At 57.9% G+C, this 12,086-nt stretch carries 9 protein-coding genes and 1 pseudogene; 4 read left to right on the plus strand and 6 right to left on the minus strand.

From position 1 onward, the window contains the following. Positions 1-126 precede the first annotated feature (126 nt). On the minus strand, positions 127-1,290 hold the full coding sequence (locus ACLH0I_RS05155) for a type III PLP-dependent enzyme (protein WP_186706001.1): 1,164 nt from the start codon (positions 1,288-1,290) through the stop codon (positions 127-129). Positions 1,291-2,088: 798 nt separating this feature from the next. Here ACLH0I_RS05155 and ACLH0I_RS05160 point away from each other — a divergent pair. Together ACLH0I_RS05160 and ACLH0I_RS05165 are read left to right on the plus strand one after the other, a co-directional pair. Further along, positions 2,089-3,534, plus strand: coding sequence for a DUF2599 domain-containing protein (locus ACLH0I_RS05160; protein WP_411386480.1), 1,446 nt, complete (start codon positions 2,089-2,091; stop codon positions 3,532-3,534). 45 nt (positions 3,535-3,579) lie between these two features. Beyond that, positions 3,580-5,151: a hypothetical protein gene (locus tag ACLH0I_RS05165; protein ID WP_411386481.1), complete on the plus strand. Its 1,572-nt coding sequence runs from the start codon at positions 3,580-3,582 to the stop codon at positions 5,149-5,151. Between the two features lie 3 nt (positions 5,152-5,154). Here the strand turns inward: ACLH0I_RS05165 and ACLH0I_RS05170 are convergent, their stop codons facing one another. From ACLH0I_RS05170 to ACLH0I_RS05185, 4 genes are read right to left on the minus strand one after another with little or no spacing between them, the layout of a single operon-like run. Next, a complete protein-coding gene (locus tag ACLH0I_RS05170) occupies positions 5,155-6,312 on the minus strand; it encodes a betaine/proline/choline family ABC transporter ATP-binding protein (protein ID WP_411386482.1) in 1,158 nt (385 codons plus the stop codon). Next, the gene (locus ACLH0I_RS05175; protein WP_411386483.1) at positions 6,309-6,962 is read right to left on the minus strand and encodes an ABC transporter permease; all 654 of its coding nucleotides are present in this window, start codon (positions 6,960-6,962) and stop codon (positions 6,309-6,311) included. The genes ACLH0I_RS05170 and ACLH0I_RS05175 overlap by 4 nt, the downstream gene beginning before the upstream one ends. 15 nt (positions 6,963-6,977) lie before the next feature. Next, positions 6,978-7,880 carry a glycine betaine ABC transporter substrate-binding protein gene (locus ACLH0I_RS05180; protein WP_411386484.1) on the minus strand — a complete coding sequence of 301 codons (903 nt, stop codon included), beginning with the start codon at positions 7,878-7,880 and terminating at the stop codon, positions 6,978-6,980. Positions 7,881-7,904: 24 nt separating this feature from the next. Next, positions 7,905-8,621, minus strand: coding sequence for an ABC transporter permease (locus tag ACLH0I_RS05185; RefSeq protein ID WP_250964299.1), 717 nt, complete (start codon positions 8,619-8,621; stop codon positions 7,905-7,907). A gap of 332 nt (positions 8,622-8,953) precedes the next feature. Between ACLH0I_RS05185 and ACLH0I_RS05190 the strand changes: the two genes are divergently transcribed. Continuing rightward, positions 8,954-10,537, plus strand: a complete 1,584-nt coding sequence (locus ACLH0I_RS05190) for a peptide chain release factor 3 (protein ID WP_250964300.1) — start codon at positions 8,954-8,956, stop codon at positions 10,535-10,537. Between the two features lie 295 nt (positions 10,538-10,832). Here the strand turns inward: ACLH0I_RS05190 and ACLH0I_RS05195 are convergent. Beyond that, positions 10,833-10,970 (minus strand): annotated as a pseudogene (locus tag ACLH0I_RS05195) (DUF6124 family protein); the annotation flags it as partial. Positions 10,971-11,715: 745 nt separating this feature from the next. On the opposite strand from ACLH0I_RS05195, the gene ACLH0I_RS05200 reads away from it, so the two are divergent. Then, on the plus strand, positions 11,716-11,967 hold the full coding sequence (locus tag ACLH0I_RS05200; RefSeq protein ID WP_250964301.1) for a hypothetical protein: 252 nt from the start codon (positions 11,716-11,718) through the stop codon (positions 11,965-11,967). Positions 11,968-12,086: the final 119 nt, after the last annotated feature.

Raw genomic sequence — 12,086 nt, forward strand, 5'->3', positions numbered from 1 at the left:
GAGCAAGCTCGCTCCCACCATTGGATCGGAGTACGAGCGGAAAAAAACGGCGCCTTCCATTTCTGAAAAGCGCCGTTTTTTATTACGCAACAGGGCAAGGACTACGAGCTCAAACGCCCAAACGCATCACACGTAAAACGATTTCAGCGGCGGGAAACCATTGAATTCCACCGCGCTATAGCTGGTGGTATAGGCCCCGGTCGACAGCCAATACAAGCGATCACCAATGGCCAGGTTCAACGGCAACCCGTACTTGTAGTTCTCATACATGATGTCGGCGCTGTCGCAAGTCGGGCCAGCGATGACCACTTCTTCCATCTCGCCTTTCTTCTCGGTCCAGATCGGGAACTTGATGGCTTCGTCCATGGTTTCGATCAGGCCGGAGAACTTGCCCACATCTGTGTACACCCAACGCTCGACAGCGGTACGGGACTTACGCGCCACCAGCACCACTTCGCTGACCAGGATCCCGGCGTTGGCGATCAACGAACGGCCCGGCTCCAGGATGATTTCCGGCAGGTCGTCACCGAAGTCTTCCTTCAGGAAGCGGATGATTTCCTCGGCGTAGGTTTCCAGGCTGTTGGTGCGGGTGATGTAGTTGGCCGGAAAGCCGCCACCCATGTTGATCAGCTTCAGGACGATGCCGTCTTCTTCCTTCAAACGCTCGAAGATCACCTTGACCTTGGCGATGGCCGCGTCCCAGACGCTGATGTCGCGCTGTTGCGAGCCGACGTGGAACGAAATGCCGTACGGCACCAGGCCCAGGTCGCGGGCCAGGATCAGCAGGTCCATGGCCATGTCGGTCTGGCAGCCGAACTTGCGCGACAACGGCCAGTCAGCGGTGGTCGAGCCTTCGGTGAGAATTCGCACATAGACCTTCGAGCCCGGCGCGGCCTTGGCGATGTTGCGCAGGTCGGCTTCGGAGTCGGTGGCGTAAAGGCGCACACCCTTCTCGTAGAAGTAGCGAATGTCCTTGGATTTCTTGATGGTGTTGCCGTAGCTGATCTGCTCCGGGCCGACGCCACGGCTCATGACCTTGTCCAGCTCATAGATCGAGGCGATGTCGAAGTTCGAGCCTTTCCCCTTGAGCAGGTCGATGATTTCCACCGCCGGGTTGGCCTTGACGGCGTAGTAGACCTTGGCGAACTCGAAACCGGCGCGCAGGTCGTCATAGGCCTGGGAGATCATCGCGGTGTCGATCACCACGAACGGGGTTTCCTGCTTGTCGGCGAACGCTTTCATTTTCTGGAAAGTTTCGCGCGCGAAATAATCTTCGACCTGGATCGACATACTTGGGACTCCTACTGGCAAACATCAGGATCAATGGGTGTGAGGGCAAGCAGCCCTCGTGAACGTCCTCCGTATCCCCACTTTGGTTCGCCTACTTCCCAAGGCATGTCGCCGAAAGCAAAAAGGCCATGGGACGCTTGATTCCCTTGGCCTTGCTGTCTCGTCGTCAGTACTTGAGCCGGATGGATCGTTTCCAGCATGGACGTTCGGCGCGAACTTTAGGGCGTGAGGGGCCTGAGATCAACTAAAAATGTCGCGTTTTTGCACGTCTCCGTCGTGCGGCCCGCGACAGCTCATGATGTAACCGACCAGCGTGACAGATTGACGTTCCCTCGGATCGGTTTCACGCATGCTCTTGTGGCGAGGGAGCTTGCTCCCGCTGGGTGGCGAAGCCGCCCTGAAAAGCGCGATCAGGCGGACATTGCGACTACTTCGTTAGGCGCTTTTGAAATACCCGGATGTTTTTAGACTATCGAGCCGTCCGCATTTTTCAAAAAAGACGCGCCGCTCCTGCGTTCAACCAAGCGCATTAATTAGCGGCATAGACCATGGTGCCTCGACGCTTCCCTCAGTTCGTTTGTTGATAAATGATCGGTTGGTTATGAGGAAAACGTTTAGATAAGTTCTATGAACTGTAAGTTCTGACAGTAGGCGCGTCGAAGTGACTACCGAACAATGAAGGCCGGATTTTTCCAGCGCTCAATGGAGCAGGTATTTGGATTTTGTCCAAGTGCGCAGTTTTATTGAGCGGGTTTTTAATGCTGGCCGAGTTGAGCGCGAAGCGCGCTAGGAGAGATCATGTGCAAGCGTCGGGTCATACAGTTAATAAATACGTCTTTGTTTTTGGGGGTTGTATCAGCTTCCAGCCTGTTACAGGCAGATCCAGGCACTGATACCGCCAAATTGATGGAATACTGGTATCGATTGACCGCACGGGATTGTGGAAGCGGCAGGCTGGCGTCTGATTGCTCTGGGCTAATACTTCGAGGTATCGCCAGTAAACAAAGTTATTTGCCGTGGGATGCCAGTCCGTTTTCACATAGTCTTGAGGCTGGGGGGACGGGTATTGCGGCGGGTGGCACATCGGTTTCATATTTAAGAAAAGATGCAGAGTTCAACGGGCTAGGCATGCTTAGGTTCAACGGTTTTGCCTTTACGCCAAACGATTTTGTGGATGAAAAGACCCAGTTCAAAATCAAAGTGCTGTGTGCCTTTCCTATCGATTCCTGGACGAATGACCGAACCAATAGCGGTTGTGGTGACTACCAGGAGAAGGCGAATACACTGGGCGTCGTCGAGGACCATTGCCAGAAACTGAGTATCAGCAATGCCAAGGCGTGGATGGAGCACTATAACCGGCAAACCCGGGATCCTGAGGCGACCAAGGCACATAAATTTCAATGCGGTTTCGATACCACGAAAGACTACTTTGGTACCTATAACAAGGCCGATGCATTCAACACCTTTATCGAAGCACGGAAAATTCTTGCCACCGATCCTGATGAAAAGGGCGATGCGATACATACCCAGACGGAGCTGCGAATTGAAACCTGGCCGGATAATAAATACTGGAAAAGGGATTGGAGCAGCCGCGAACGGGTGAAGTTTGATGCGTTCGTCGCCAGTGATGGTGACTCGGCGAAGGCCACGTATCTGGAACTTCCCATTGCCGCATTTATTTATGAAAGTGGTGTGGATTATATTGACAGAACTACGAAAACGTATACCGCGCGTGATCTCGCACGAGATGATCAACGCCGTTGGGTGGAGCAAGGTAATACTTGGAGGCCCATCGTCAAAATACAATTTCCGAACTCGATCGCTGAAGACGCGAAATTTCTTTACGTTTCCGTCGATCAGCAGGTTCAACCCCCCGTGGACAGTCGTTCCTGCGACAACTACATAGAAAAGATCGAGTGGGATAACAATTATATAGAGCCCGTCCTTGGGAAAACTTCATCACTCAAGATCACGCCTACGGCGTGCGGTAGAAAAGCCGGCGTAGGGAAAACCAACGTCGTCCTGGCCGAGTTGGCGATCAAGGCTGCTGCCCTTGACCCGAATCGCAAGGACTGGAGTTTCGACAACATGGGCAGCAGCATGCGCCGGCAGCTGGCATGTCATCTTGATTCCCCCGACATTGCCGAGAATAAATCGATGTGGAGCCTTGAGCCCGCGCGTCCCTACGTTGCCCATGACGTGATTATGAAGTTGCCAGGTGATAACCGGTGCAATCCTCATTAAAAGGCTGGGATAGCCTGTTGGCCTGTCCGGAATCACGGAGAGAACATGACAAATTTTATTCGTAAAGAATCAAAGAGGATGTTGATACTGCTGGCGGGTTTTTGTCTTTCTCCGCTTTCTTTTGGCGAAGCGCTGGTGGATAAGACCGCGCAATCAGGGGAAGCGACGGCGGCTGCCTTGACCCGCAGCTATTACGACACTGCGGTTAACTGCGGTTCTGCCACGGCTCCGGCATTTTTATGTTCAGGTGTCGTAGCGCGCACCACCTACGCAGGAAACTTCGATCCTTGGGACCATAGCGAATTTTCCAGGACGACCGGTGCGGTTTCGTTTTCCTACCTGAGGGCCGACGCCAAGTTTGGTGCTGCGCCTTGGGGCAACAACGACGCCCGGCATGGCTATATTTTTTATCCCACCCTTCACGCACCACAGGGAAAGATAAGGCCCTCGATCCTCTGTTATTTCCCCTACGATGGCGCCACGGTCTATCGCAGTAAACCGGGCGCTCGAGGCTGCCGTGACAGTATCACTCAGTTTGTCTACCCCTTGAGCAAGCCCTGCAATGAACAGAATATTTTCACTGCCAAGGCCTGGCTGGTTCATTTTCGAAGGGTGGGTTACGGAAATCCTGCCAGTTGCGCCTGGATGGTCAATGATGCGTTGAATGAGCAAGCGGTGGCTAACTTCAATGCGGGACTGCAAGTCAGAAAGCTTGTTGAACTCGATGCCGGAGGCGCTGCGTACAACTTCAAGGATCACAACGAACTTCGAATCGAAGCCTGGGCGGAAAGAAACCCGGCACCGCTGCCTATCCAGGCATTCTTCTGGATCTCTGGCTCAAACGATCTGGAAGCTTCCAGGACCGACCAAAAGAAATTTCATGAGCGCACCAACGGCCTCTTTGTCCCTATCGTTCGGGTCACATTGCCCGCCAACCCACAAGGTCATTTCAGTTTCCAATATGTGAAGACGGACCAAGCTGTCTCTGCGGTTATCCCTACACCTGTTTTGGTCGCGCCCACCGTCCCCAAGGCTTACAGCGCCGAATCTGGCGACCGTCTAAACACCCGCGATATCTATCGAGATGAATATCTCAGCGTGCAATTACCCATCGATGGCATTGCGGCCGCCGATAGCTTGAGCATTCATTGGGGAGGCCGCGTGCCGTACCGTAGCCCGCCGGTCGTGTATGGCGACCTCCCGGCAAACAAACAGGTGCAGATTCCCCGCACCGAGGTGATCGATAGCATCGGGCTCATCGTCCCGGTGAGCTACACCATCACGAAAAGCGGCACCGGTGAAACCCTGGAGTCCGGGACGCGTTTTCTGACGATTGATCCCCAGGCGTTGTTTCTTTCGGCGCCCAGTTACTCGTCGCGGACCGTTACGGTCAACGCTCCAGCTCCGTCCGGCTCGACCTTGCGCGTACGAGCCGTGGGAGAGAGCATTCTTGATACGCCCCACCAGTTGGTGACGGCCGGTAGACCCAACCTTTTTGTTCTTGACCCGAACTGGGTATCGAAAAACAAGGGCAGAACCGTAGAGATCAACTATTCGGTGTTCACCAAGCTCAGTCCGCAATGGTTGTTTTCCCAGGTGCTCCGGGTCCAGTTATAAGCGTCAGGTGGACGCTATTTCGGCGGGCGAAACAATACTGGTCTTGCCCCCGCGAGACTTACCGGAGCTCAGGTACTCGGCAATCGATTCCTGGGTCACTTCGCCAAGGAACACCCGCTCGGCGTCCAGCACCGGCAGCCACGAGCGATTGAACTCGTACATGCGTGACAACAGGATCCGCAGGTGTTCGTCGTAGGCGGCGGTGGCGTTGAACTCGCGCAGGTATTGTCCGCACGTGCCGGTCTGGCGGTGCAGGTCGCGACGGCGGACGTAACCCAGGGCCTTGTTCTCGGCACAGGTGACCACCACGTAGCGCCGGTCGTGTTCGTCCATCAACTCCAGCGCCTCGGCCACCGGCGTCTCGGGGCTGACCGACGGGGCGTTGTCCGCCGCGTCTTCGGCCTTCACCAGCAACAGCCGCTTGAGCGTACTATCCTGGCCCACGAAGTTGCTGACGAACTCGTCGGCCGGGTGCGCCAGCAGCGTGTCCGGGTGATCGCACTGGACCAGCTTGCCGGCGCGGAAGATCGCGATCTTGTCGCCCAGCTTGATGGCCTCGTCGATGTCGTGGCTGACCATGATTACGGTCTTGTTAAGCGCCCGTTGCATCTCGAAGAACTCGTTCTGGATCATCTCGCGGTTGATCGGGTCGACTGCGCCGAACGGTTCGTCCATCAGCAACAGCGGCGCATCGGCCGCCAACGCACGGATCACGCCGATCCGCTGCTGCTGACCGCCGGACAATTCACGGGGGTAGCGGTGCAGGTATTGCTTGGGTTCGAGTTTGATCATGCTCATCAATTCGCGGGCACGGTCGTGGCATTTCTGCTTGTCCCAACCCAGCAGGCGCGGGACCACGGTGATGTTTTCCTCGATGGTCATGTTCGGGAACAGACCGATCTGCTGGATCACGTAGCCGATGTTGCGGCGTAGGGTCACTTCGTCGAGGCCGGTGGTGTCTTCGCCGTTGATCAAGACCTTGCCCGAGGTCGGCGGGATCAACCGGTTGATCATCTTCAACGTGGTGCTCTTGCCACAGCCCGACGGCCCGAGGAACACGCAAATCTCGCCTTCGTTGACGATCAGGTTCACCGAGTCCACGGCCTTGACGTCTTTGCCGTTGCTCTTGAAGGTTTTGCTGAGGTTCTGAAGTTCGATCATTTCAATAATCCTTTTGGGGTCAGCGAGCGTTGCAGCCATTGCAGAAGCAGGTCGGCGAAGATGGCCAGGAGGCTGACCAACACGGCGCCGACGATCAGCATCGACATGTCGCTGCGGCTGATGGAAGCGAGGATGAGCACGCCCAGGCCACCGGCGCCGATGGTGGCGGCGATGGTCATGACGCCGATGTTCATGACCACGGCGGTGCGTACGCCGGCCAGGATCACCGGCACGGCGATGGGCAGTTCGACCATGCGCAGGCGCTGGGCGAAGGTCATGCCGATGCCGCGAGCGGCCTCACGGATGCCCGGTTCGACGCCGGTCAAGGCCAGGTAGGTGTTGCGCATGATCGGCAGCAGCGAATAGAGAAACACTGCGGTGATCGCCGGCATCGGGCCCAGGCCCTGGCCGAATTTGGAATAGAACGGCAACAACAGGCCGAACAGCGCGATTGACGGAATCGTCAGCAGCACCGTGGCACTGGCCTGCAAGGGGCCGGCGAGCGCCGGGAAGCGGGTCATGAAGACACCCAGCGGCACGCCGACCACGATTGCCAGGGTCACGGCGATGCCCACCAGGGTGATGTGCTGCCAGGTCAGGTGCAGCACCAGCGGCCAGTCCAGATGGGAAAAGGCGTCAAGAAAATCCATGGCTTTTCCTCCAGGTCATTGGGTTGAGAGCAGCGAATGTTGGCGCAGGAAATCGGCGGCAACGGCGGAGGGGCTTTCATGATCGACGTCCACGCGGGCGTTGAGCTGGCGCATGGTTGCATCGTCGAACAGTTCGGCCAGGGGCTTGAGCTGCGCGGCCAGTTGCGGGTGCGCCTCGAGGAACGCCTGGCGCACCACTGGCGCGGCGGTGTAGTCGGGGAAGTAATGCTTGTCGTCTTCCAGCAGCTTCAGCTTGAAGGCGTTGAGTCGGCCGTCGGTGGTGTAGACCAGGCCGGCGAACACCTGGCTGTTGCGCAGGGCGGTGTAGACCAGGCCTGCGTCCATCTGCCGGATATTCTTGCGGGTCAGGTTCATGCCGTACTGCTCGACCATGCCCGCCAGGCCGTCGGAACGGTTGGCGAACTCGGTGTCCAGGGCCACCAAGTGATTTTTATCCGACTCGGCCTGCAGCACCGTGTTCAATTGGCTGATGGAATTGATCTGCGGGTATTTCTGTGCAATTTTTTCCGGCAGGGCCAGGGCGAAGGTGTTGCTGAATTTCGACGGCGCGAGCCAGACCAGGCCTTTTTTGGCGTCGAGTTCTTTCACCCGGGCGTAGGACTGGGCGCTGTCGAGTTTTTCCGTGACATGGTTGTAGGACACCAGTGACACGCCGGTGTATTCCCAGAGCAAGTCCAATTGCCCGGTCTCATGGGCACTGCGGGCCAGGGTGCTGCCCAGGCCGCCGGTGACCTGCGCGTCGTAGCCCTTGCTGCGCAAATACTGTGCGGTGATTTCCGCCAGCAGTGTCTGCTCGGTGAACACCCGGGCGCCGAGGCGGATCAGCGGTCTTTCTGCGGCTTGGGCAAACCCTGCGAACAGCAACAGGCAGCCCAGGATCAAGCTCAACTTCTTCATAACGATTCCTTTATCCAGCCAGGCTCAGGACGGGCGCAAGCCACGTTCCAGCCAGAGGCGGCTGGCGAGTGTCACCAGACCGTCGAGCAGCAATGCCAGCAGCGCCGTGCAAGCGGCGCCGAGCAACAATTGCGGCTGGTTGTTCAAGGCAATGCCAGGGAAGATCAGGCTGCCGAGGCTGTTGGCACCGATCAGGAAAGCCAGCGGGGCGGTGCCGACGTTGATCGCCAACGCTACGCGCACGCCACCGACGATGATCGGCACGGCGTTGGGCAGCTCGACTTTCCACAGCACCTGGCGCGGGGTCATGCCGATGCCGACGGCGGCTTCCTTGAGGGAGCCCTGGACGTTTTTCAGGCCTTCATAGGTGTTGCGCACAATGGGCAACAGCGAGGCGAGGAACAGGGCGAAGATGGCGGGCCCGCTGCCGATGCCCAGGATGCCGAGGGCGATGGCCAGCACAGCCAGGGGCGGCACGGTATTGCCGATGTTGAACACTTGCATGAAGCGTTCGGCGCGCCCGACCATGCCGGGGCGGCTGAGGACGATGCCGGCGGGGATGCCAACCATCAGGGCCGCCAACATGGAAGCCAGTACAAGCATCAGGTGCGCTTGCAGGTAGAACAGCAGATCGTCGCGGTAGCGTTGGATCGTATCGATGCCGATCCAGTGGACCAACAGGGCCAGGAGCGCGACGACGACCGCACCCCCGATAAGCCCTTTGCCATAGCGGATAGCCACAGGCGGACTCCTTTGTCTTTCAGTCGGCGCACGCCTCCCCGGGCGGCAAACCATCACGGGTTGCCGGGAAAACGTTCGCGAGAAGCAGCTCTTTTCGAGGCCGGTAAAACGACCGTCAAAGCGAGCCATGAGCGCAGCCTCGTCAGGCTAACTTGCTGATTTTTCAGGCCCTGACGGTTGCTCGTATCAGGGAGGTGGACGCCTCCACGGGGCAAAAGGTTCCCATGTGGGGCAGCATTTGGCCACCCCGGATATGCTCAACGGTTCGGTTCCTGGCACAAGTTGAGCTATAATCGCCGCCCTTTTTTGAATCACCTGCCAGGCGATTTCCCATGACCAAACAGGCCGCCGAAGTCGCGAAACGCCGCACTTTCGCCATTATTTCCCACCCCGATGCCGGTAAGACCACCATCACCGAAAAGCTCTTGCTGATGGGCAAGGCGATTGCGGTGGCCGGCACGGTGAAATCCCGCAAGTCCGACCGCCATGCCACCTCCGACTGGATGGAAATGGAAAAACAACGGGGTATTTCCATTACCACGTCGGTCATGCAGTTCCCGTATCGCGAGCACATGATCAACCTGCTCGACACCCCGGGCCACGAAGACTTCTCCGAAGACACCTACCGCACCCTGACCGCGGTGGACTCGGCCTTGATGGTCCTCGACGGCGGTAAGGGCGTCGAGCCACGGACCATCGCGCTGATGGACGTCTGCCGTCTGCGGGACACGCCGATCGTCAGCTTCATCAACAAACTCGACCGTGACATCCGCGACCCGATCGAATTGCTCGACGAGATCGAAGCGGTCCTGAAGATCAAGGCCGCACCGATCACTTGGCCGATCGGTTGCTACCGCGACTTCAAGGGCGTGTACCACCTGGCCGACGACTACATCATCGTCTACACCGCCGGTCACGGGCACGAGCGCACCGAAGTCAAGATCATCGAGAAGCTCGATTCCGACGAAGCCCGCGCCCACCTGGGCGACGAGTACGATCGTTTTGTCGAGCAACTGGAACTGGTGCAGGGCGCCTGCCATGAGTTCAACCAGCAGGAATTCCTCGACGGCCAACTGACCCCGGTGTTCTTCGGGACCGCCCTGGGCAACTTCGGCGTCGACCATGTGCTCGACGCGGTAGTCGACTGGGCCCCGCGTCCGCTGGCCCGTGTCGCCAACGAACGCACCGTGGAGCCGGTGGAAGAAAAGTTCGCCGGCTTCGTATTCAAGATCCAGGCGAACATGGACCCCAAGCACCGCGACCGCATCGCCTTCATGCGCATCTGCTCCGGCAAATACGAAAAAGGCATGAAGATGCGCCACGTGCGCACCGGCAAGGACGTGCGCATCGGCGACGCCCTGACGTTCTTCTCCTCGGAGCGCGAGCAACTGGAAGAGGCCTTCGCCGGTGACATCATCGGCCTGCACAACCACGGCACCATCCAGATCGGCGACACCTTCACCGAAGGCGAAGCCCTGGGCTTCACCGGCATCCCGCACTTCGCCCCGGAACTGTTCCGCCGCGTGCGCCTGAAGGACCCGCTCAAGTCCAAGCAACTGCGCCAAGGCCTTCAGCAACTGGCCGAAGAGGGCGCCACCCAGGTGTTCTTCCCGGAGCGCAGCAACGACATCATCCTGGGTGCCGTCGGTGTGCTGCAGTTCGACGTCGTCGCCAGCCGCTTGAAAGAGGAATACAAGGTCGAATGCTCCTACGAGCCGATCACCGTGTATTCCGCTCGTTGGATTGAATGCGACGACAAGAAAAAGCTTGAGGAATTCTCCAACAAGGCTGTGGAAAACCTTGCGCTGGATGGTGGTGGGCATTTGACCTACCTGGCGCCGACCCGGGTCAACCTGGCGCTGATGGAAGAGCGCTGGCCGGACGTGAAATTCCGCGCGACGCGGGAGCATCACTAAGCATCAAGTGTGACCCATTGTGGGAGCGAGCTTGCTCGCGATAGCGCTGGATCAGTCAGCATTTATGTTGAATGTGCCGCCGTCTTCGCGAGCAAGCTCGCTCCCACAGGGGATTTGTGTTGGGCACTGCAACTGTGTCCAACCCCCTGCCTCACATGGGGCCTGTGCCAGTACTCAATTTCCCGGTCAGCCGAAACTCCCCTGTGGGAGCGAGCTTGCTCGCGATGGCGGTGGGTCAGCTTGCATAAAAGCGGGCTGCCGGGCTGAGGTCCAGCCCTTTCATTGGAGCAAGTTGCTAACGTGGATCGGCGATATCCAGCGCCCGGTTCGCCAGCAATTCACTGACCTCAATCACTTGCAGGATCCCCATCGCAACCTGTCGACGAGAGCCTTCAAGGTCGAATGCCAGGTCGCTGATCATGGCGTTGGCGGAATTTTTCCGGGTCTAGGCTGGAGTAGGAAGATGTTGGGTCTGATTCTGGTGGGTTGGGTGTGGCTTTGAACATGGTAACGCTCCTATGGGGAATAGAAGCCGCCAAGACCTGTCGCTAAACAGAATGGTGGTGACTGCACGCAGGTTAGCGAACCGGACATAGGCACCCGGCAGACCCGAAGGTCTCCCACATACAGCCGCCATAACGTAATTGCGATGAAATCCCGCAATAAAGCATGGCTGCTTACGTGCCTATGGTTCAGGTCGCTAAACCCGACCGCTGATTTTCAGCGACCCGGTAACCATAAAGTCCCGCCCCCAGGCGCACAAGCGGGCGGATTCTGGCTTAGTTGTAGGCAAAGGCGCAAGGCGATGTAGCCTCGGGACTAGCACTCCGTGTGCCTGGGTATTTGTCTGTAAGGCTCGATGCCTGCCGTTAAAGTGGCCGGGGTCTTCACACCAATCTCGTGGACCCAACCTGGGGGAGCAAAGCTTGCTCGCGATAGCGGTGGGTCAGCTTGCCTGGATGTTGAATGTGCAGGCCTCTTCGCGAGCAGGCTCGCTCCCACATGGATTTCTGGGTGTTAGTTGGTTTGGAGATAAGGCTTATTCGAAACCATTCTGTCGGTCGGAGGCATTTCTCGTGGTTCGGTGGCGTCTTATCTGGTGAACCGGCCTGTTCAGAACTAGATTCTCTTGAGCGCCGTCGGGCCCCGGCTTCAATCCGGAAAAGAAGGAAATGGCTATGAATAATCTGCTACGCATGATGTTTTTGCTGAAGGTGTTGGTGATGCTGTCCCTCGGTTCAACGGTTGCCTGGGCTGAGTGCGATGAGCATGAAAAACATGCATCGAGCGGATCGGTGGCGCAGGGCGAGTTGATGCTTGCCGCGACCGATGCGGATGCAGGCGATCCGGATGATGGCGAGGATGATGATGGTTCGCCAATCGACACGCCGGATGACGATGAGGATGCGGAGGGCGATAGCCAGACGTAGATATCCGACATAAAAAACCTCCAGCCCTGATCGGACTGGAGGTTTTTTATTGCCCGTGGCGAGGGAGCTTGCTCCCGCTGGGGCGCGTAGCGGCCCTTTTTGGGGACTGCTGCGCAGTC

This window comes from Pseudomonas sp. MPB03 (genome assembly GCF_046605385.1).
GTDB classification, from domain to species: Bacteria; Pseudomonadota; Gammaproteobacteria; order Pseudomonadales; family Pseudomonadaceae; genus Aquipseudomonas; species Aquipseudomonas zanjanensis.